22 protein-coding genes are annotated in these 20,423 nt (G+C 44.0%); 11 read left to right on the top strand and 11 right to left on the bottom strand.

Features of this window, described 5'->3' with window-relative positions:
* Positions 1-3: 3 nt before the first annotated feature.
* From WR49_RS08435 to WR49_RS08425, 3 genes are all read right to left on the bottom strand, one after another.
* A complete protein-coding gene (locus WR49_RS08435; RefSeq protein ID WP_046223703.1) occupies positions 4-1,590 on the bottom strand; it encodes an AbgT family transporter in 1,587 nt (528 codons plus the stop codon).
* Positions 1,591-1,975: 385 nt separating this feature from the next.
* Positions 1,976-2,101 (bottom strand): type B 50S ribosomal protein L36, encoded by a 126-nt coding sequence (gene ykgO, locus WR49_RS08430; RefSeq protein ID WP_017056291.1) that lies wholly within the window; start codon positions 2,099-2,101, stop codon positions 1,976-1,978.
* Entirely contained in the window at positions 2,102-2,362 is a 261-nt protein-coding gene (locus WR49_RS08425) for a type B 50S ribosomal protein L31 (RefSeq protein ID WP_017056290.1), read from the bottom strand.
* 125 nt (positions 2,363-2,487) lie between these two features.
* Here WR49_RS08425 and tsaA point away from each other — a divergent pair, with 125 nt between their 5' ends.
* From tsaA to WR49_RS08395, 6 genes are all read left to right on the top strand, one after another.
* Positions 2,488-3,183 (top strand): tRNA (N6-threonylcarbamoyladenosine(37)-N6)-methyltransferase TrmO, encoded by a 696-nt coding sequence (tsaA, locus tag WR49_RS08420; protein ID WP_046223702.1) that lies wholly within the window; start codon positions 2,488-2,490, stop codon positions 3,181-3,183.
* Between the two features lie 101 nt (positions 3,184-3,284).
* Entirely contained in the window at positions 3,285-5,003 is a 1,719-nt protein-coding gene (locus WR49_RS08415; RefSeq protein ID WP_046223701.1) for a proline--tRNA ligase, read from the top strand.
* Positions 5,004-5,203: 200 nt separating this feature from the next.
* Positions 5,204-5,899, top strand: coding sequence for a tellurite resistance TerB family protein (locus tag WR49_RS08410; RefSeq protein ID WP_017056287.1), 696 nt, complete (start codon positions 5,204-5,206; stop codon positions 5,897-5,899).
* A gap of 164 nt (positions 5,900-6,063) precedes the next feature.
* Complete coding sequence (locus WR49_RS08405) at positions 6,064-6,267, top strand: YaeP family protein (protein ID WP_046223700.1); 204 nt, start codon at positions 6,064-6,066, stop codon at positions 6,265-6,267.
* A 1-nt stretch (position 6,268) separates the two neighbouring features.
* Positions 6,269-6,460: a DUF4250 domain-containing protein gene (locus tag WR49_RS08400; RefSeq protein WP_017056285.1), complete on the top strand. Its 192-nt coding sequence runs from the start codon at positions 6,269-6,271 to the stop codon at positions 6,458-6,460.
* 232 nt (positions 6,461-6,692) lie between these two features.
* The gene (locus WR49_RS08395) at positions 6,693-7,019 is read left to right on the top strand and encodes a hypothetical protein (protein ID WP_004736794.1); all 327 of its coding nucleotides are present in this window, start codon (positions 6,693-6,695) and stop codon (positions 7,017-7,019) included.
* 240 nt (positions 7,020-7,259) lie between these two features.
* On the opposite strand, the gene glyA is transcribed toward WR49_RS08395, so the two are convergent.
* Positions 7,260-8,510, bottom strand: a complete 1,251-nt coding sequence (gene glyA, locus WR49_RS08390) for a serine hydroxymethyltransferase (RefSeq protein WP_046223699.1) — start codon at positions 8,508-8,510, stop codon at positions 7,260-7,262.
* 347 nt (positions 8,511-8,857) lie between these two features.
* On the opposite strand from glyA, the gene WR49_RS08385 reads away from it, so the two are divergent.
* Entirely contained in the window at positions 8,858-9,460 is a 603-nt protein-coding gene (locus tag WR49_RS08385) for a YitT family protein (RefSeq protein WP_046223698.1), read from the top strand.
* A gap of 181 nt (positions 9,461-9,641) precedes the next feature.
* Here WR49_RS08385 and treC read toward each other — a convergent pair whose 3' ends face one another.
* From treC to gmhB, 5 genes are all read right to left on the bottom strand, one after another.
* The gene (gene treC, locus WR49_RS08380) at positions 9,642-11,327 is read right to left on the bottom strand and encodes an alpha,alpha-phosphotrehalase (RefSeq protein ID WP_046223697.1); all 1,686 of its coding nucleotides are present in this window, start codon (positions 11,325-11,327) and stop codon (positions 9,642-9,644) included.
* A 141-nt stretch (positions 11,328-11,468) separates the two neighbouring features.
* On the bottom strand, positions 11,469-12,893 hold the full coding sequence (gene treB / locus WR49_RS08375) for a PTS trehalose transporter subunit IIBC (protein ID WP_017069492.1): 1,425 nt from the start codon (positions 12,891-12,893) through the stop codon (positions 11,469-11,471).
* A gap of 205 nt (positions 12,894-13,098) precedes the next feature.
* Complete coding sequence (gene treR, locus WR49_RS08370) at positions 13,099-14,043, bottom strand: trehalose operon repressor TreR (protein ID WP_046223696.1); 945 nt, start codon at positions 14,041-14,043, stop codon at positions 13,099-13,101.
* 91 nt (positions 14,044-14,134) lie between these two features.
* Positions 14,135-14,470: an MliC family protein gene (locus tag WR49_RS08365; protein WP_046223695.1), complete on the bottom strand. Its 336-nt coding sequence runs from the start codon at positions 14,468-14,470 to the stop codon at positions 14,135-14,137.
* 117 nt (positions 14,471-14,587) lie between these two features.
* Positions 14,588-15,139, bottom strand: a complete 552-nt coding sequence (gene gmhB, locus WR49_RS08360) for a D-glycero-beta-D-manno-heptose 1,7-bisphosphate 7-phosphatase (protein ID WP_017056278.1) — start codon at positions 15,137-15,139, stop codon at positions 14,588-14,590.
* A 241-nt stretch (positions 15,140-15,380) separates the two neighbouring features.
* Between gmhB and metN the strand changes: the two genes are divergently transcribed.
* From metN to metQ, 3 genes are all read left to right on the top strand, one after another.
* Positions 15,381-16,415, top strand: coding sequence for a methionine ABC transporter ATP-binding protein MetN (metN, locus tag WR49_RS08355; protein WP_017056277.1), 1,035 nt, complete (start codon positions 15,381-15,383; stop codon positions 16,413-16,415).
* Positions 16,405-17,088: a methionine ABC transporter permease gene (locus tag WR49_RS08350; RefSeq protein WP_017056276.1), complete on the top strand. Its 684-nt coding sequence runs from the start codon at positions 16,405-16,407 to the stop codon at positions 17,086-17,088. The genes metN and WR49_RS08350 overlap by 11 nt, the downstream gene beginning before the upstream one ends.
* Positions 17,089-17,170: 82 nt before the next feature.
* Positions 17,171-17,980, top strand: a complete 810-nt coding sequence (metQ, locus tag WR49_RS08345; RefSeq protein ID WP_046223694.1) for a methionine ABC transporter substrate-binding lipoprotein MetQ — start codon at positions 17,171-17,173, stop codon at positions 17,978-17,980.
* A gap of 125 nt (positions 17,981-18,105) precedes the next feature.
* On the opposite strand, the gene WR49_RS08340 is transcribed toward metQ, so the two are convergent.
* Both WR49_RS08340 and syd read right to left on the bottom strand, forming a co-directional pair.
* Entirely contained in the window at positions 18,106-18,882 is a 777-nt protein-coding gene (locus WR49_RS08340; protein WP_046223693.1) for a Zn-ribbon-containing protein, read from the bottom strand.
* 4 nt (positions 18,883-18,886) lie between these two features.
* Positions 18,887-19,432 (bottom strand): SecY-interacting protein, encoded by a 546-nt coding sequence (gene syd / locus WR49_RS08335; protein WP_017056272.1) that lies wholly within the window; start codon positions 19,430-19,432, stop codon positions 18,887-18,889.
* Between the two features lie 131 nt (positions 19,433-19,563).
* Here syd and queF point away from each other — a divergent pair, with 131 nt between their 5' ends.
* Positions 19,564-20,409, top strand: coding sequence for an NADPH-dependent 7-cyano-7-deazaguanine reductase QueF (gene queF / locus WR49_RS08330; RefSeq protein ID WP_017056271.1), 846 nt, complete (start codon positions 19,564-19,566; stop codon positions 20,407-20,409).
* Positions 20,410-20,423: the final 14 nt, after the last annotated feature.

Genomic DNA, 20,423 nt, shown 5'->3' with positions numbered 1-20,423 from the left:
CAACTAAGGCGTGTAGTACGTCGCCGCACCAGGGCCAACAGGTAGGCCAAATACGAATACCCAGATATAGAACATTAAGCTCCAACCAACCAAGAAAACGATTGAGTATGGAAGCATTGTAGCAATCAGGGTACCAATACCTAGGTTCTTCATGTAACGCGTTGCTACAGCAAGGATAAGACCGAAGTAGCTCATCATTGGTGTAATGATGTTCGTTGTTGAGTCACCGATACGGTAAGCCGCTTGAATCGTTTCAGGTGCGTAGCCTACTAGCATTAGCATTGGAACGAAGATAGGTGCTGTAACTGCCCACTGAGCAGAAGCCGAACCGATCATCAGGTTAATGAAACCACACATTAAGATGAATGCGAAGAACAACATTGGACCAGTTAGGCCGATATCTTGTAGGAAAGTCGCGCCTGCAACTGCAAATACTTGACCGAAGTTAGTCCACTTGAAAAAAGCAACAAACTGAGCAGCAAAGAATACAAGTACGATGTACATGCCCATAGAGGACATAGACTTCGACATTGCATTGATAACGTCACGGTCAGTTTTCATTGAGCCGGTAACTTTACCGTAAACAAAACCAGGAACCGCGAAGAAGACAAAGATAAACGCTACGATACTTTTTAGGAATGGAGAACCTGAAACCGTACCAGCCGCTGAACGCAGAACACCATCAGCAGGAACAATCGTCCACGCAAGAAGAGCAGAAACGGCTAGCACAGCGATGCCCGCCAGCTTAAGGCCTTTCTTCTCAATTTCCGTTAGCTTGCCCATTGAATCGTTTGATAAATCTTCAGACGCTTCTTCGTCGTTGTATTTACCCAGTTTTGGTTCAACAATCTTCTCAGTTACAAATGCACCGGTAATTGCAATGAAGAAAGTAGAAACAAACATGAAATACCAGTTTGATTCAGGACCAACGCTGTAAGTCGGGTCGATCATTTGCGCTGCTGCTTGGGTAATACCAGAAAGCAGTGGATCAACCGTACCGATTAGAAGGTTTGCAGAGTAACCACCAGATACACCAGCAAATGCTGCCGCTAGACCCGCCAATGGGTGACGACCCAAAGAGTGGAAAAGCATTGCCGCAAGAGGGATAAGCACAACATAACCAAGCTCAGAGGCCGTGTTAGAGATAATACCGGCAAATACTACGGTTACTGTAACCATACGCTTAGATGCGCCCATTACCATGCCACGCATCGCCGCAGATAGTAGACCTGAGTGTTCAGCAATCGCAACACCTAGCATTGCAACCAGCACAGTACCTAGTGGCGCAAAGCCGACAAAGTTTTTAACGAGATTAGTGACTATGAGTTGTAAGCCTTCAGCGTTAAGTAAGCTTACAACGTGAATCATGCCGTCAGCAGCACGACCTGGCGCACCGTCTGGACGAGGATCCATAACAGACACCTCAAAATATCCAGCGATACCTGAAGTAACTAAAATTGCGACACAGAAGATTGCAAAAAGAGTAATTGGGTGGGGTAAAAGGTTCCCCAAATATTCAACGCCATCGAGAAAGCGGGTAAAAATAGGTTTCTTTGGCGAGTTGTTTTTTATTGAATCTGATGAACTCATCAGTTCCCTCCTTGTAGTGATTCCTGTGCAATTGTGACAAAAATGTTCAAATTGCCAGCGAAGGGTACGCGACAAAATTATCAATTAGAAATTCAAAATGTTACAAAATGTGTAATAACTGATGATTTTTAACTCTATTTGAACGTTTAACTAGCAAATAAATCCACACAGGGGACTAAAACTAGATTTATAATTCAAAAGAACATATTCACTACAAATATAATTGACGATATAAGCCATTGATTAATTTAAAAACAAAGTTCGCCGTACTATAAAAAACACTTGATATTTAATAACCTTCCTCTCGAAGGAAAAGAAAAACTGACAAATGAATGAAGTTTGACTTTCCCCTCGTTTTTAAAGCTGTGTCACGTCGTATGACTGACTATTTTTGAACCGCTTTGAATCTCGGGTTGGACTTACAGATGACATAGAGGCGACCTCTGCGCTTCACAACCTGACAATCTGGGTGACGACTTTTTGCACTCTTAAGAGATTTAACCACTTTCATCTACTTATTCCCTTTACCTAATTGACCAAAACGACGAGTGAAGTTCGCAACGCGTCCCTCTTTATGTAGCACTCTCTGTTTACCGGTATAGAAAGGGTGCGACTTTGACGACACTTCAATAGTGAAGTAAGGATAAGTATTGCCATCTTCCCATTCGATAATTCGATCTGTTTTCAGCGTAGAGCCTATTAAGAAGTACTCATCAACGCTGGTGTCATGGAATACCACTGTGCGGTAGTCCGGGTGGATATTCGGTTTCATTATGTTTCCCTAAAATAATTAAATTGATATGTTATAACATACTGGATGGTAATTATTATCAAAAGAAAGACAAGCGATTTTATGGTATTTTTTCGCCATAGATCGAAATTAGAGAGTGTCCGTCCATGTACTCCATTGAACCTATTGGCTTTATAGAGTCTCCTTATAAAGAGAAGTTCGCGGTACCAAGGCAACCTAGATTAGTACCAACATCCAGCTCAAGAATAAGACTCGTTGACTCAGCAAACTGCCTTGAGTCCGTCCGTAATATTGAGCAATTTAGCCATGTTTGGTTGTTGTTCATGTTCGACAAAAACCTCGAAGCAGGATGGAAACCAACCGTAAGACCACCTCGACTTGGTGGTAATGAACGTATTGGTGTATTCGCATCTCGCGCGACATTTAGGCCCAATGGAATTGGCATGTCCGCGGTTGAGCTCAAAGGTGTGTCTCAAGAAAAGGGGCAAACTTGGGTAGATTTGGGCAGTGTCGATCTGGTTGACGGCACGCCAATTATCGATATCAAACCTTATATCCCCTACTCCGATTCGATTCCTGATGCATTAGGAGGGTTTGCCGCTGATGAACCAGAAGTGCTAGAAGTTAACTTTTCACAGCAAGCCCAAGCGAAGCTGGTACAACACCCACAGGGGCACCACATCATTCAGGTAATCAAAGAAGTTCTTGGCCAAGATCCTCGCCCTGCCTATAAAAAAGGCAAACCAGACAGTAAAGAATATGCGGTAAATTTGTTCGATCTTAACGTGAAATTCGTTGTTGAAACGCTTTTCATCAATGTTACTGACATTGAGCGCTTTTGAGAACTCAAATAGGCTGATATTATATACGGCTATATCAGATTTGCTGACGCCACTAAGCTCGGCAAATTTTCTTTTATCAATGATGAAACGGATACCACAGAATGCGTACCAGTAACTACCTTCTTTCTACTCTGAAAGAGACTCCAAACGACGCAGAAGTAATCAGCCACCAGCTGATGCTACGTGCAGGTATGATCCGTAAGCTAGCTTCAGGTTTATATACTTGGCTACCTACTGGTCTACGTGTACTGCGTAAAGTCGAAAATATCGTTCGCCAAGAGATCGATAATGCAGGTGCCGTTGAAATCTTGATGCCCGTAGTTCAACCGTTTGAGCTTTGGGAAGAGACTGGCCGTTCTGAAAAGATGGGCCCTGAGCTACTTCGTTTCACAGACCGTCACTCTCGTCCGTTCGTTCTTAGCCCAACAGCTGAAGAAGTGGTGACGAGCCTAGTACGTAACGAGATTAGCTCTTACAAACAGCTTCCTCTAAACCTGTTCCAAATCCAGACTAAATTCCGTGATGAACGTCGCCCTCGTTTTGGCGTAATGCGTGCACGTGAATTCTCTATGATGGATGCGTACAGTTTTGATATCGACAAAGAAGGCTTAGAAAAGTCTTACCAAGCGATGCACGATGCTTACTGTAAAGCATTCGACCGCATGGGTCTTGAGTACCGTCCAGTATTGGCAGACTCTGGTGCAATCGGCGGTAGCGGCTCTCAAGAATTCCACGTTCTTGCTGAAAGCGGCGAAGATCTAATCGCATTCTCTTCTGAATCTGATTACGCAGCGAACATCGAGAAAGCAGAAGCACTAGCTCCTACAACTGAAGCGGCAGCGCCAACTCAAGAGATGGAACTGGTTGATACGCCAAACGCAAAAACAATTGCTGAGCTTGTAGAGCAGCACGGTCTAGCAATCGAGAAGACCGTTAAGACTCTATTCGTTAAAGCGTCTGATGAAGTAGATGCAGACATCATTGCACTGATCATCCGTGGCGACCACGAACTGAACGAAGTGAAAGCAGAGAACCTTCCACAAGTTGCTTCTCCGCTAGAGATGGCTTCTGAAGAAGAAATCCGTGCACTCGTTGGTGCAGGTCCTGGTTCACTTGGCCCTGTTGGCCTAGAGCTACCATTCATCGTTGACCGCTCTGTTGCTGTAATGAGCGACTTTGGCGCTGGTGCAAACGTAGACGGTAAGCACTACTTCGGTATTAACTGGGGTCGTGACGTTGAGCTTGCTCAAGTTGAAGACCTACGTAACGTTGTTGAAGGCGACCTTAGCCCATGTGGTCAAGGTACTATCCAACTTAAGCGCGGTATCGAAGTTGGTCACATCTTCCAACTGGGTAATACTTACTCTAAAGCAATGAACTGTAACGTGCTTGGTCCTGATGGTAAGAGCGTAATCCTAGAAATGGGTTGTTATGGTATCGGTGTTTCACGTGTTGTTGCATCTGCTATCGAGCAAAACCACGATAAATTCGGTATCACTTGGCCAGACGCACTAGCGCCGTTCCAAGTTGCTATCGTACCAATGAACATGCACAAATCTGAGCGCGTTAAAGAAGCAGCTGAGAAGCTATACGCTGAATTAACCGCTATGGGTATCGAAGTACTATTTGATGACCGTAAAGAGCGCCCTGGTGTAATGTTTAAAGATATCGAACTAGTGGGTATTCCTCACACTATCGTTATCGGCGATCGCAGCATGGACGAAGGCAACTTCGAATACAAAAACCGTCGTACTGGTGATAAAGAAGCTATCGCAATGGACACGGTGATCGAGCACCTTAAAGCTCAACTGGCTAAGTAATCCGATTACTTTTGCTTGCAAGCTGATAGATAAACATTGAAAGGCTGCCATTCGGTGGCCTTTTTTGTGCCTGTCGTTTCCCTTCAAACTCCCTTCTATTTATCAGTAGAGTTAATAACGTAAGTTAATCCCCTGTTCATCTTCAAATCCGTATATTGGTGTTATCAACTTTTTGGACATGCTCACCATTGGAGGTATCGATGGATATCAAAAGCTTACTTAACCAAGCACTTAATTCAGATCTCGTTAAACAAGGCACTCAGAAGCTTTCCCAAGGGTCTTCAAGTTTAAGCAGCCTCTCTCAAGGCAGTAGCAGCAATGACAAAGGTATCAACAAGAGCACACTTGGCGCTTTCGGTGCAGGCGCTGTTGGTGGTGGACTGTTAGGGACGTTAATGGGCTCTAAAAAGACCAAGAAAATGGGTAAGAAAGCAGCCGGCATTGGTGGCGCAGCAGCTCTTGGTGCTCTCGCTTATAAAGTCTACAACGACTACCAATCTAAACAAGGCCAGACACCCAATGTCGAACAGGCTCAATTTGATGAAAATGATGCTAATCACGGTGTTCTTATTCTACGATCGATGATAGCCGCGTCTAAAGCTGATGGTCATGTTGATAAAGAAGAGATGGCTAAGATAGAACAAGCAGTAGAAAACATGGGCGCTGATTATCAACTGACGAAATTGGTATCTGAAGAACTGCACAAGCCACTAGACCCAAGTGAGATTGCGCAACTAGCCACTTCACCTCAGCAAGCGAGCGAGATCTACTTAGCCTCTTTGATTGTTGCCGACGAACAGAATTTCATGGAAAAGGCGTACCTGAAAGAGCTCGCGAAACAACTAAACCTTGCTGATGAAGTCACTTATCAACTTGAACAACAAGTATCTGGCTAATCGGTAAATACCAAACGAGTCAGTAAAGAGAAGCCTAAGCCGCAGGCTAACTAAGTAATATATTGAGCAAAGACAAACTAACTCTGCTCTTGAGCAGATCCACTTTGTTTTTGCTTATCTCTATGTGTATATTGATATCAGTTATCATTTGGTTAGGTATAAAAATGAAAGTATACGATTGTTGTGATTTAGTGCGTGAACTGTATTCTCAAATTGGCAGTGGCGACCAAGGCTATATCCCTAAAGCGATCACCTGCGCAGTAAAAACATTGAACGACCTTGCTGCCGATGAATCCCTTGCTAAAGACGCTCGTGAACGTGCAGCATTTGCCGCTGCGAACCTACTGATTTCAGATTTCGAGGACTAGTATGAATCTCGCTAACTTTGAAAAGATGGATCCAGTGATGTTGATGAGCATCGTCAATATGAAGCTTCGCGATGACTTCGGCGGCAATTTGGATCGAGTAGTCAACTTCTACGAAATTGACAAAGCTGCATTGATCGCTAAGCTCGCGTCTGCTGGTTTTGAGTATCTTCCAGAAGCCAAACAGTTTCGATAATGATTTAAAACGAGCTTCCTATTAATAGACCAACCTCTGTGTTGGTCTTTTTTGTTGGTGATACGTAATAAGTAAACATGCAACAAACCCGTTATAAATTATCTGTCTACATCTATACTTTTATATCTTAGAGTCAACGAACGCTCCTTGAACCGAAGCGTATTGTTGTATAGGCTACCTCAAATAGCATATAAAACTCATCACCCAATCTGATGATAGCGAAGGATTAACAATGAAAAGACTCGGACTTTTGGCAGTTTTCGCTGCAACACTGACTGCAGGTTGCGCTTCAAATACACAGCAAGACAACTTTCGTGAAGCCTCTTTTGAGCTGTGTAATACCGAAGTCGATATTTACTCAGTAAGCCATGATGAGCGAATTCGTATCGTCTGTTCTGATGGTTCTAAATTCGCTTTGAACAGTGAAGATACGCTAGAAGTAATGCGTGATATCAACATAGACTACTGCGATGGCGAAGGCTTAGGCAAATTCAACGAGAGTCGCAGCTACTACTCGTTTAGATGTAAGTCAGGAACTTTACTGAGCATCAAAAAGTAAAACCGATACCAACAAACAGCAAAGGGTTGATGTGCAAACATCAGCCCTTTTTAGTACCTGCCTTTCTGTATTCTCAGATAACCCAACTCTCATACCGACAAATACAAAAAAGGGACTCAATGAGCCCCTTTAAAAGTATTTTTCAAAGTAGATGAGCGAAGTTCAAGGAGCTCACACGGAGTGTGCGCTAGCAAATGAGTATGTGCGACACAGAAATTCGTTCACTCTACGCAGAAAAAATTAAGCGTAAACCGGTAGACGCTTACATATGTTTAGTACTTTTGCTTTCGTTGCTTCGATAACAGACTCATCACCCATGTTATCTAGGATGTCACACATCCAACCTGCTAGCTCTTTCGCGTCTGCTTCTGAGAAACCACGACGAGTGATAGAAGGAGAACCGATACGGATACCTGAAGTAACGAACGGGCTACGTGGATCGTTTGGTACTGAGTTCTTGTTCACTGTGATGTTAGCTGAACCTAGTGCTGCATCTGCTTCTTTACCTGTGATGTCTTTGTCGATTAGGTCAACTAGGAACAGGTGGTTCTCTGTAGAACCTGAAACGATGTTGTAACCGCGTGCTAGGAATTCAGCAACCATTGCTTTTGCGTTAGCAACAACGCGAGCTTGGTATTCTTTGAACTCTGGCTCTAGAGCTTCTTTGAACGCTACTGCTTTACCAGCGATAACGTGCATTAGAGGACCACCTTGGCCGCCTGGGAATACTGCTGAGTTCAGCTTCTTATAAAGATCTTCGCCTTCGTTAGAAAGGATAAGACCACCACGAGGGCCAGCAAGCGTTTTGTGCGTGGTTGTTGTAACAACGTGAGCGTGTGGAACTGGGTTCGGGTAGACACCTGCCGCGATTAGACCCGCAACGTGAGCCATATCTACGAAGAAGTAAGCACCTACTTTGTCAGCGATTTCACGCATGCGCTTCCAATCACAAACTTGAGAGTAAGCTGAGAAACCACCGATGATCATCTTAGGTTTGTGCTCGATAGCTAGCGCTTCCATCTCTTCGTAATCGATTTGACCAGCTTCATCGATACCGTAAGGAATGATGTTGTAAAGCTTACCAGAGAAGTTTACTGGAGAACCGTGAGTTAGGTGACCACCGTGCGCAAGGCTCATACCTAGAACGGTATCGCCAGCATTCAGTAGTGCCATGTATACAGCGTTGTTTGCTTGAGAACCTGAGTGAGGTTGTACGTTTGCGTACTCTGCACCAAATAGTTCACATGCACGTTCGATTGCTAGAGTTTCAACTTTATCTACGTACTCACAACCACCGTAGTAACGCTTACCTGGGTAGCCTTCAGCGTATTTGTTTGTAAGTTGAGAACCTTGAGCTTCCATTACACGTGGGCTTGTGTAGTTTTCTGAAGCGATAAGTTCGATGTGCTCTTCCTGACGAAGAGTTTCTTCTTGGATAGCTGCGAATAGATCCGCATCGTAATCAGCAATGTTCATGTCACGCTTAAGCATCTGTATCTCCTGACTCAGATTGTACTGAAAGTTTCAAAAAAACCACACAACGACCGAAAGCAAACGTTTCCGTCACCGTTTTGATGTGACGCATTCTACATAATTTGATTTAGGTCATAAAGAGCTAATTGCAATTTTATCATGCAGTTTTTTCATAATCACAAATAAGGTTCATCATGGTTATAAAGCTTATCCAACCAAAGATGGTACTTACTGTCAATTTTACGCTTTACACCCTGTAAAACGCAGATTACATAGGTTTACCTTAATTTTCCCCCTCTAGCTACCGAAAGCTAAGGTTTTTCTCTACTATGCACGCCTTTATTGGTTAGGTAATTATAAAAACGATGGAAAAACACTCACGTAAAGAAGATTGGGTAGCGATCCTCACTGGTACGTTTTTAGTCGCATTAGGCGTCTTCTTTTTACAGTCAGCAAACCTGCTTACTGGTGGCACGACAGGCTTGGCACTGCTTTTGAGTCAATTTACACCAGTAACCTTTGGTATTTTGTACTTTATTGCCAACTGCCCATTCTACTTATTGGCATGGAAACGATTTGGCCGTCACTTTGCGATAAGCAGTGCCATTTCTGGCGCTTTAGTGTCTGTGTTTGCCGATCATTTATACTTGGTGATTTCGTTAGACGTTCATAATGAGATTTACTGTGCGGTAGCTGGCGGCTTGTTAATGGGCTTAGGCATGCTAATCCTATTCCGTCACCGCTCAAGTCTGGGTGGTTTCAACGTACTGTGCTTGTTTATCCAAGACCGCTACGGTATCTCGGTAGGTAAAACACAAATGGGTATTGATGCGTGTATTCTTTTTGCATCGTTCTTCTTTGTGTCACCTTGGGTAATTGCCGTATCTGTATTAGGCACCGCAGTATTGAACATAGTATTGGCAATGAACCACAAACCAACTCGCTACTCGGTGAATTACGCGTCTTAGCGTTCATTACCTGCTCTGTCATTGCTGGCTACTCGATGCTCAAACTTCTCGCAAGTAGACTCGAGGCACGATATTCCAGACATCACTAAAACAAAAAGGCTTTGGGGAGCACTCCAAAGCCTTTGTAAAAGCCCAACCCTTTAAGGGGAATAAGAATCAGGCTTGTGAAAATGAAACAAGGTTAACCTTCAATCAAGAGAATACGAGTCTCATAAGGACGTAAGACTTGATGATGTAATGCTGCTGAAGTGTTCGCTTCTTGATAGTTAGACAACAAACTCTTCGCCTTACTCATATCAAAACGTTCCGGTAAAACGCATTCCGCCTCTTCACCATAGTAGTTGTTAATACACAACAAAGTCTGACTATCCGTCTCACGAGAATACGCAAATACCGATGGGTGCTCAGGCAATAAATCTTTGTAGCTACCATGAGTAATCACTGGCACTTCTTTACGTAACTCAATCAAGCTCTTGTAGAAGTAAAAAACAGAGTCTTTATCTTCTAGCGCTTGCTCAGCGTTGATCTCAGTGTAGTTATTCGCAACATCTAGCCACGGCTGAGCTTGTGAGAAGCCTGCATGCGCTTCGCTATTCCATTGCATTGGCGTACGAGAATTATCACGTGATTTCTGCGCCAGAATCGCCATCATATCTTGATGCGCTGCACCATCACGGTTCACCATGATGTCATACATATTGGTGCTCTCTACATCACGATACTGGCTGATATCGGTATAGCCAGGGTTGGTCATGCCAATCTCTTCACCTTGATAGATATACGGCGTACCTTGCATCATATGTACAGACGCAGCCAACATCTTGGCCGATTCAACACGATATTGCTGATCATCACCTAAGCGACTCACCACTCGCGGTTGATCGTGGTTACACCAGAACAATGCGCCCCAACCTTTGCCGTTCAAGCCCGTTTGCCAATGATTGAAGATCGACTTGAGCTGTAAGAAATCAAACGGCGCATTGGTCCACTTCTCACCATTGGTGTAATCGACCTTAAGGTGATGAAAATTAAACACCATCGATAGCTCACTGTTATCAATATTTGAGTATTGCTGACAATGTTCCAGTGTCGTTGAAGACATCTCGCCAACCGTCACGCTGCCGTATTTCTGGAATACTTCTTCACTGATCTCTTGCAGGTATTCGTGTACACGTGGACCATCGGTATAAAAGCGACGACCGTCACCAATATCATCGTTAGGAAAGTCTTGCTGCTTTGAAATTAAATTAATGACATCAAGGCGGAAACCATCAACGCCTTTTTCAGCCCAGAAGCTGATAACGTCTTTCACTTCACCACGTACAACCGGGTTCTCCCAGTTCAGGTCGGCCTGCTCTTTGGCGAATAGATGAAGGTAGTATTGACCTGTGGCTTCATCGAGAGCCCATGCATTACCGCCAAACTTAGATTGCCAGTTAGTGGGTGCTTGGCCGTTTACTGGGTCTTTCCAGATGTAGTAATCGCGGTACGGGCTGTTTTTGTCGCCCAAAGCAGATTGGAACCATGCATGCTCTGTCGAGGTGTGGTTTACCACTATATCCATTACAATACGGATACCACGTTGGTGCGCTTCAGATAGTAATAAGTCGAAATCTTCCATGGTGCCGAATTGAGGATTAATCGCGTAGTAGCCTGAAATATCGTAGCCGTTATCGATCATTGGTGATGCGTAAACTGGGGTTAACCAAATTGCATCCACACTCAAGTGTTTAAGATAACCCAGCTTTGAAATGATCCCTTTGATATCGCCAGTACCTTTACTGCCACTGTCACAAAAGCTCTTTGGGTAGATTTGATAGATGGTTGCGGTTTTCCACCAACTTTTATCATGCTCAGTCATCGCCATCTCTAACACTCACTTACCAGAAAATATAAAATAAAAATCACCATGTGAATCATGGTCGAATAGCCGTTATAACTAAAAGAAAAAGCTATAACTAAGAGAAAAAGCGATGGCTCACTTTGGAGTCATCGCTTATTTAATGCATTACGCGTTGGCGGTTTCTAGCTCGCCTTTCATCTGTGCTCGTTTATAGAAGAACAGTGTTAACGTGACGGGTAGTACAATCGCCACCAGCATCGCAATTAAGTAAACAGACCAATATTGCGGTTGAATCGATAAGATGCCCGGCAAACCACCAACACCTATTCCATTCGCCATCACACCTGCACTACCACAGATTGCAGCCGCTGCGGCACTGCCGATCATTGCGCTCAGCATTGGGAATTTGTATTTAAGGTTGATGCCATACATCGCTGGCTCTGTCACACCTAAGTAGGCAGAAATTGCAGCTGGAACCGAGATATCTCGTTCGCCTTCACGCTTGCTTAAGATGATGATGCCGACAACCGCTGAAGCTTGCGCAATATTTGATAAAGCAATCAAAGGCCAGATTGGCGTACCGCCTAAGTCTTGCATCAATTGTAGGTCGACGGCGTTGGTTGTGTGGTGAATACCTGTAATTACCAAAGGTGCGTATAGGAAGCCAAATACCACTGAACCAAGAATCGCAAAATCACCAGTCATTGCCGCTTTAGCCGCGAATGCCACACCATCGCCTAACATGCGGCCAAATGGACCAATGAAAGCGTGTGCTAGAATCACAGACAAAATAATCGATACAAATGGCACGACAACAAGATACAGATAAGAAGGAACAATACGCTTAAGGTTAGTCTCAATGAACGCCAGAGCTACACCCGCTAGCATCGCAGGTATCACCTGAGCTTGATAACCGACCTTCTCAATCACGAACAGCCCAAAATCCCATACCTCAGGTACCGATTTGCCTATCATGTATGCGTTCATCAGTTGTGGGGAAACCAAGGTCACACCGAGCGTGATGCCCAAAATAGGGGTTCCACCAAGTTTCTTAACCGTTGCCCAACACACACCAACTGGTAGGAAGAAGAAAATCGCTTCGCCAATCAACCATAAGAAAGAATGAACGGTTGCCCAGAACTGGCTGATCTCAACCAAGGTTTTGCCGTCGAACATGCGAATGTCGCCAATCACATTACGGAAACCAAGAATCAAACCACCCGTAATGATGGCGGGCAGCAGTGGTACAAAAATTTCGGCTAAATGGGAGATACCACGCTCAAGGAAGTTCATATTTTGACGAGCAGCCAGCTTCGCCTCATCTTTTGATGATGCCTCTTTACCTGTCTGTTCAATCAGAAGTGCGTACACTTCATCAACTTCAGTGCCAATCACAACTTGGAACTGGCCTGCGTTCGTAAAACAGCCTTTTACTAGCTTCAGTTTTTCGAGTTCAGCTTTGTTTGCTTGTTCCGTATCGTTCAATACAAAACGTAGTCGAGTCAAACAATGGCTGACACTCGCAATATTTTCTTTGCCACCGACTAACTCGATAAGACGCGCAACGTCTTGCTTCGCTATCTTACTCATACTACCCCACCCTGGTTTCATTCAATTACTCATCTAAACCATTCAGCGATAACCACTCAGGATTTAGATTAATGGGAACATTCCCAACAACGATTATTATAATGCCCGTATGAATAATAAATTAAAATGGGAACAGTCCCAATAATTGAAAGAGATCACACTCTAATTTTAATCCAAGCGGTTCAATTTTGCTTAATTGAGTAGATTATAGAATCGGAGGTTGGGTGTGATGAGAGATCTCAGAGTTACCTAAAAGCTGGGAAATCAATAGATTAGCCGCTAATTTCCCTGCGGATTGATAGCCGGGGTCAATGCTGAATACACGAGGAAACAAAAAAGAGAGCAAAGTGTTGCCACCAACGCCTGTCACGACCACATCTTCGCGTTGTCGCTCTTGTAGACGTTTGATCACGCCAAGGGCCAGGGTATCACTGGCACAAACAATCGCTTGAGTTGCAGGAGTCAGTATCTCATCCACTAGCTGATAAGCACTTTCATGATGAAGTTGACCAGTACGATAATTCGCAATCACTCCGGTGCTTTCACACCAATCTAGATAAGCCTTAAGACGCAGTTCACCGGTTGATTTATCACTAGGATCAACACCAATAAAGCCGACATCTGAGATCCCTTGATCCGATAGATGCGCGAGAGCACGATCAATAACCTGTTGGTTATCATAGTTAATCGACGTCACGTTCTCGGTATCCAGAGCAATAACCACAGCTTTGTGTTCCCATGTTTCGATCGCTGGGATATCACAGTCAGTAAAGCCAAACACAATGATGCCATCCACATTACGTCGCTTCAGAACTTGCAGGTGCTCATTGGCTTTTTCTCTGTCGAGCTGACTTTCCATAATCACCACATCGTAATCCGCTCGATACAACTCGGCCAACATGGTACTAACGGCTTTGTTTTCAGAGGGAGAATCTAAACGAGAGATGATCACGCCGATGACTTTTTGACTGCCACCACGCATTGATTGCGCAGACTTTGAAGGTGTGTACCCAGATTCTTGAATTACTCTTTCCACCCTTTCACGGGTCTCAGGTTTCACTTTAGGGTCGTTGGTCAGAACGCGAGATACGGTTGACTTACCAACACCGGACAGCTTAGCAATATCGAGAATAGTGAGTTTTTTGCTCATAAAAAGTCTAACGTTAAAAGGGAAGAGAGAGAAAGTGAGGGTAGATTCCCTCACTTAACTGTATGTAAATCCTAGTCGTTCTTACGATGACTTACTTTTGACAATTTCGATACACAACACGACCAAGTTCTAGACGTGCATTGTCACCTTTAGTACGCAAAGTGATGTTGTTAACGACCTCTGCAGTGCCATCATCTAGAATATATTTGGTTCCTGAACCTGCCGGTACCTGAGTCAGACGATATTCATCGTCAAGCAAACGTAAGACCGCTTTTTCATTATCAAGGTAAGCTACTTCAAACGAAACATCAGACTCACATTGATAAGTCATGAACTGATTATTCGATGCTTCACTATCAGGGGCTGCTGACTTAGAGCACCCGATTAATGCTACCGTACATAGAGATGCTACTAACATAGCTTTCATACTTCGTTCCTCATCTTTATATAGACACGATACTTATCTTCTTAAACAGTATAAACCCTAGTAACAATTAGGTGCTTTTTAAGGATAGGTACATGACCTTAGTGCTCAATGAAACGCTTAACCTTTTAAGAAAGCGGGTACGTCTTTAATGCTATCAAGTACTACGCTAGCTAGCGCTTCACCCTTTTCAGTGATTGGCTTGCCGGTTCTCACCAATACTTTAGTGGCAACTCCTGCAGCCTCTGCAGCCATCATGTCTTCAGCTTTATCGCCGATCATGACTGAATTAGCCATATCAATTTTCAGAAAGTCACGAGCAGAAATGAACATGCCTGGCTTTGGTTTACGACATTCACAATCTTGCTTGTAGTCACCGATACCGTGTTCAGCGTGGTGAGGACAGTAATAGATGCCATCAAGCTCGACACCATTATCAACAAAGTTCCAATCCATCCACTGCGTCAGAGAAAGAAAACGGTCTTCGCTAAACATGCCACGAGCAATACCTGACTGGTTAGTCACTAGCACCAATAAATAACCCATATCTTTAAACGCTTTCGCCGCTTCAAACACACCGTCGATGTATTCAAAGTCATGCTCATCATGTACGTAGCCGTGATCAACGTTAATCACACCATCACGATCTAAAAAAACAGCAGGTTTAGACAAAATTCAGTTCTCTATCAACGCTCTATTAATCATTAATTATTACACGCTTTATTTGCTTCATCACTATCTATTTATTTCTGCACTTGTTAAAAAACGGTTTCCACCTTAAATAACACCACTTACGTTTAGCCGTCTAGACGTAAAAATATCTATTGACTTAGATCATAGAACACCATAGCATCGTCTGTAAATCGAGCGAGCTATCGACATATTATTCTGTTCTATCTGCACGGGTTTCTCTATGATTAAAGTGAATCAAGTCAATAAGGTTTTTTATCAAGGCACTAAAGAAATCAATGCCTTAATTGATATCAACCTCCACATACCTCAAGGTCAAATCTTCGGAGTCATCGGCTCTTCAGGTGCAGGTAAAAGCACCCTGATCCGTTGTGTAAACATGTTAGAAGCCCCGACTTCAGGTGAAGTGATTGTTGACGGTATCGACCTAACAAAACTCAGCAAGTCTGAACTAAGCGAAGCGCGCCGTAACATAGGTATGATCTTCCAGCACTTCAATCTGTTGTCTTCTCGTACTGTATTTAACAATGTAGCACTGCCTTTAGAGCTTGCCGGTAGAGATAAAGCGGCTATTGAAGCGAAAGTGAGTGAGTTACTCGATCTTGTTGGCCTTGCAGACAAACGCGATACTTATCCAGCGAATTTAAGTGGTGGTCAAAAGCAACGTGTCGCGATTGCTCGTGCATTAGCATCAGACCCAAAAGTACTACTTTGTGATGAAGCAACCAGTGCTCTGGATCCAGCAACCACTCAATCGATTCTTGAGCTGCTACGAAAAATCAACCGTAAGCTAAGCATCACGATTCTATTGATTACTCACGAAATGGATGTGGTTAAAAACATCTGTCACGAAGTCGCCATCATTGGTGGCGGCGAGCTTGTAGAAAAAGGGACTGTGGGTGACATATTCGCACACCCTAAAACAGAACTGGCGCATCAATTTATTCGTTCAACGCTGGATCTGACGATTCCTGAAGATTACCAAGCGCGTTTGCAAGAGACTCGTGTAAACAGCAGCTATCCACTGGTGCGCCTAGAGTTTACGGGCGCAACGGTTGATGCTCCGCTGATGACGCAGATTGCACGAAAATTTAATATCGATGTCAGTATATTAAGCTCTGATCTTGATTACGCTGGCGGTGTAAAATTCGGCATGATGGTTGCCGAGCTGTTCGGTAATGAAGCTGATGATAATGCTGCTATCCAATTCCTACGCGACAACAATGTAAAAGTAGAGGTGCTTGGTTATGTCCTTTAGTTTCAACGAGATTGCTGACTGGATCAGCTTGAACGGTAACCTTCTATTAGGCGCAACAGGCGAAACGCTGTACATGGTTGCTGTTGCTGGCATTGTTGGTTTTGCTGTCGGTATCCCATTAGGCGTGATTCTACACACAACCAAGAAAGGTGGTTTACTTGAGAACACCAAGCTAAACAAGACTCTAGGTGCAGTTGTCAACGTAGGTCGTTCAGTGCCTTTCTTAGTGCTGATGGTGGCGATTATCCCACTGACTAAGATGTTGATCGGTACCTTTATCGGGACAACAGCAGCAATTGTTCCATTAACAATTGGTGCTATCCCATTCGTAGCTCGACTTATCGAGAGTGCACTACTTGAAGTGCCAACAGGTCTAGTGGAAGCTGCTCAGTCAATGGGCGCAACACCAACACAAATAATCAATAAGGTTCTGCTTCCTGAAGCACTACCGACGATCATCAACTCAGTCACCATCACACTAGTAACGCTTGTGAGTTACTCAGCAATGGCAGGTACTGTGGGCGGCGGTGGCCTGGGTGATGTTGCCATTCGTTACGGATTCCACCGCTACGATGTCACCATCATGGCTGTGACGGTAGTGATGTTGATTGTGCTGGTACAAATTATTCAATCAATCGGTGATTCATTAGTTCGCCGCGTTGACCACAGATAAAGACTCAGCGTTTAAACGCAAACAATCTAAGACCAAGCGTCGTTTGAACCAAATTAAATAGATTTATTAAAAGGAGATTATTATGAAATTTAACCTTAAAGGTTTACTTACTATCGCAGCAGCAGCTTCAGCGCTAGTACTAGCAGGTTGTGGCGATAAAGAAGTCGACACTTCAAAAATCAAAGTCGGCGTAATTGCAGGGGCTGAAGCACAAGTTGCTGAAGTTGCAGCGAAAGTAGCGAAAGAGCAATACGGCTTGGATGTTGAGTTAGTGACTTTTACTGATTATGTAACACCAAACGCAGCGCTAGATGACGGCTCTATCGACATCAATGCATTTCAACACGCACCATACCTAGAACAACAAGTTGCCGATCGTGGTTACAAACTGACTATCGCTGGTAACACCTTTGTTTATCCAATTGCTGGCTACTCAAAAGAAGTGAAATCAGTAGACGACATTCAAGATGGTGCTCGTATCGCAGTACCAAACGATCCTACAAACCTAGGTCGCTCTCTCCTGCTTCTTGAGCAACAAGGTCTGCTTGAGCTTAGCGAAGATGCCGGTCTTCTCGCGACAGTTCGTGACATAGTTAGCAACCCTAAAAACCTAACGATTGTTGAACTAGACGCTGCGCAGCTACCGCGCTCTCTGGATGATGTAACTCTATCTATCATCAATACAACTTACGCAAGCTCAATCAACCTAACTCCACAAAAAGATGGTGTATTTGTTGAAGACAAAGATTCACCATACGTAAACCTAATTGTTTCTCGTGAAGAGAACCTAAATGCGGAAAATGTACAAAACTTCGTAAAGGCTTACCAAACTGAAGAAGTGTACAACGCTGCTTATGATATTTTCCAAGGTGGTTTAGTTAAAGGTTGGTAGTTACCGACACTTAGCACCGCACTATAACAAAGACCCAAAAGGGCTGACTTAGCGTCAGCCCCTTTTTTAATGATAAAGATTTGCTAGAAAGTAAAGCATCTCAGGTTTAAGCGAAACAAAGTCGATTACTTCAGGTGATCCCAAGAGATGTTTGACACCAACCGGCAATCATCACACTTGAAATAGAAAACATCGTGGATCGGCGCATCTAGCAACCATTCACCACCACATTGCGGGCATTTGCGCTCTTTTTCACCTTTCAGGCTGATCCCACCGACACGGTATAAGTAGTAGTAGGTTGGAACCTTAGTCAGATATTCAATGCGCCCTCTTAGACCCCAACCGCGTTTAAACAGCACACTCTTCGTGTCACTGATCTCGGTTAGCGTTGCATGTTCCGCGCGGCAACCACCGCCCATTTGAACTTCATCACAGGCTTGCCATTCTGTCTGCCATTTCAATACCGCTTTATGGTCGCCATTGAATGTAGGTGGATTACGATACAAAGGGATTGGTAGCAAGCTATCGCCACTACGCAACGGTGAACAGGTATGAACGAACGTCGTGTAAAGCACCTGCCAGCTAGGCGCTTCGTCTTCAGCCACTTCTTCAGAGTTAAGGTCTCGACCAAGCAAGCGCATTTTAGGCGCAAGCAAGCTCGCGTTAGACAAGCGCTCAAAACAGACTTTTACGAAGTCTGAATGGTTACGTGGGTGTAAACTATCTTGTTCTGGGCAGACAACGCGAACATAAAATTCGCCATCACCCATCACGATAGGAAACTCACGACCCAACACTTGACCGTTGTAACGAAGTGCATCCATTAAGCCATTAACAGCCTTGTCGACAGCGCTTACCGTTGTGTTATCAAAACACTCAAATTGAAGTTCTAGTACGTACATCTATTTATACCGCTGGTTGTAACTTTGCTAAAAACGCTGCCAATGTCTCGGCTAATACATCACGATTTTTGGTGCCTAAGCGCTCTAGAATCACGTTGCCCGTTAGGTTGCAGATAGAGATAACATCCAGTTCAGCGTCGGTTGCTGCGATGAAAACCGTAGGCTTTAGCTTTAAGCGACGTTGAGTCACTAGGTGACCTAAGATGTTTTCTTGTAGGCATTCGAAGTCTTCATCACTCCAAATCTGTAATAAAGTCAGCTCATTACCGTCAAAGGTCGCATTCATATCCGCACTGTATTGCGAACCGTAGAAAGTTTTGATGTCTTCATGTAACGTCAATTCAATGCCGGTTTCAACGTTGGTGAAATCAGCGAACTGATCACGTGGATAGTGCTTCCACAACACGGCGTCGCCGCTCTTTTCTTCTACACATGGCGATACCACGTCCACCAGTTCCTCATTGCGAGGTAAACTTTGGTGTTGCTGTTGCCACGCGTCAACGTATCGCTGACTAAAAGAAAGTAGTGCGTCTTGAGCACGTTGAGTCATGAAAATCTCCTAAACACAAAATAATAAATAGAATCCGAACCCTTTCCGTGCCGATTAAGCGATGACATAATGACAGGGTAATGGGGATTCAGTAAAATCGTCCCCATTCTAATCGAATTTGAAACGAAAGTATGAGCAAATATTCTGACGCAAAAGAGCTAACGGGTTTAACCCTAGGTGAAAAAACTGAGTACGCTAACCAATACGATGCAAGTTTATTGCAACCAGTACCTCGCAGCCTAAATCGTGATGATCTTGCGCTAAACGGTGAGTTGCCTTTTGTTGGTCATGATATTTGGACGATGTACGAACTTTCGTGGTTAAACAGCAATGGCCTACCACAAGTGGCCGTAGGTGAAGTTTTCATCCCAGCAACGAGTCCAAATTTAATTGAATCAAAATCTTTCAAGCTGTATCTAAACAGCTATAACCAGACTCAATTCGAAAACTGGAATCAAGTGACAGAGCGTCTAACTCAAGATTTGTCAGCATGTGCAGGCGAGACGGTGACTGTGAATGTAAACTCGGTCACCGACTACACTAACCAGCCTATCGTAACGATGAAAGGTGACTGTATCGACAACCAAGACATCAAGATCACCAGCTATGATTTTGACGCCTCATTGCTTGAAGGCGCTGCTGGCGAACAAGGCGTTGAAGAAACACTGCACAGCCACCTATTGAAGTCGAACTGTTTAATCACCAATCAGCCCGATTGGGGTAGCGTTGAGATCGAGTATTCAGGTAAGCAAATTAATCGTGAAGCACTGCTACGCTATTTAGTTTCTTTCCGTGAGCACAACGAATTCCACGAACAATGTGTTGAGCGTATATTTACTGATATTATGAAACACTGCGAACCCTCGAAGCTAACTGTGTTTGCACGTTACACACGTCGTGGCGGCCTAGATATCAACCCATATCGTTCAACTGAGCAAGATAGACCAAGTCACAATAAACGTATGGCACGCCAATAATCAGGCGTGAACCA

Origin of the sequence: Vibrio sp. ECSMB14106 (assembly GCF_000972265.1) — a bacterium.
Classification (GTDB): Bacteria; Pseudomonadota; Gammaproteobacteria; order Enterobacterales; family Vibrionaceae; genus Vibrio; species Vibrio kanaloae.
The sequence above is the reverse complement of the archived record's forward strand: the minus strand, read 5'-3'. Positions and strand labels throughout refer to the sequence as shown.

Bases quoted from the DNA above. Each gene is read 5' to 3' on its own strand.
- metN (WP_017056277.1), top strand. From the start codon at position 15,381: ATGATTAAAGTGAATCAAGTCAATAAGGTTTTTTATCAAGGCACTAAA.
- WR49_RS08425 (WP_017056290.1), bottom strand. From the start codon at position 2,362: ATGAAACCGAATATCCACCCGGACTACCGCACAGTGGTATTCCATGAC.
- WR49_RS08385 (WP_046223698.1), top strand. From the start codon at position 8,858: ATGGAAAAACACTCACGTAAAGAAGATTGGGTAGCGATCCTCACTGGT.
- WR49_RS08435 (WP_046223703.1), bottom strand. From the start codon at position 1,590: ATGAGTTCATCAGATTCAATAAAAAACAACTCGCCAAAGAAACCTATT.
- WR49_RS08400 (WP_017056285.1), top strand. From the start codon at position 6,269: ATGAATCTCGCTAACTTTGAAAAGATGGATCCAGTGATGTTGATGAGC.
- WR49_RS08365 (WP_046223695.1), bottom strand. From the start codon at position 14,470: ATGAAAGCTATGTTAGTAGCATCTCTATGTACGGTAGCATTAATCGGG.
- syd (WP_017056272.1), bottom strand. From the start codon at position 19,432: ATGACTCAACGTGCTCAAGACGCACTACTTTCTTTTAGTCAGCGATAC.
- WR49_RS08405 (WP_046223700.1), top strand. From the start codon at position 6,064: ATGAAAGTATACGATTGTTGTGATTTAGTGCGTGAACTGTATTCTCAA.
- treR (WP_046223696.1), bottom strand. From the start codon at position 14,043: ATGAGCAAAAAACTCACTATTCTCGATATTGCTAAGCTGTCCGGTGTT.
- WR49_RS08395 (WP_004736794.1), top strand. From the start codon at position 6,693: ATGAAAAGACTCGGACTTTTGGCAGTTTTCGCTGCAACACTGACTGCA.
- WR49_RS08410 (WP_017056287.1), top strand. From the start codon at position 5,204: ATGGATATCAAAAGCTTACTTAACCAAGCACTTAATTCAGATCTCGTT.
- WR49_RS08350 (WP_017056276.1), top strand. From the start codon at position 16,405: ATGTCCTTTAGTTTCAACGAGATTGCTGACTGGATCAGCTTGAACGGT.
- ykgO (WP_017056291.1), bottom strand. From the start codon at position 2,101: ATGAAAGTGGTTAAATCTCTTAAGAGTGCAAAAAGTCGTCACCCAGAT.
- glyA (WP_046223699.1), bottom strand. From the start codon at position 8,510: ATGCTTAAGCGTGACATGAACATTGCTGATTACGATGCGGATCTATTC.
- treC (WP_046223697.1), bottom strand. From the start codon at position 11,327: ATGGCGATGACTGAGCATGATAAAAGTTGGTGGAAAACCGCAACCATC.
- treB (WP_017069492.1), bottom strand. From the start codon at position 12,893: ATGAGTAAGATAGCGAAGCAAGACGTTGCGCGTCTTATCGAGTTAGTC.
- queF (WP_017056271.1), top strand. From the start codon at position 19,564: ATGAGCAAATATTCTGACGCAAAAGAGCTAACGGGTTTAACCCTAGGT.
- WR49_RS08340 (WP_046223693.1), bottom strand. From the start codon at position 18,882: ATGTACGTACTAGAACTTCAATTTGAGTGTTTTGATAACACAACGGTA.
- metQ (WP_046223694.1), top strand. From the start codon at position 17,171: ATGAAATTTAACCTTAAAGGTTTACTTACTATCGCAGCAGCAGCTTCA.
- tsaA (WP_046223702.1), top strand. From the start codon at position 2,488: ATGTACTCCATTGAACCTATTGGCTTTATAGAGTCTCCTTATAAAGAG.
- WR49_RS08415 (WP_046223701.1), top strand. From the start codon at position 3,285: ATGCGTACCAGTAACTACCTTCTTTCTACTCTGAAAGAGACTCCAAAC.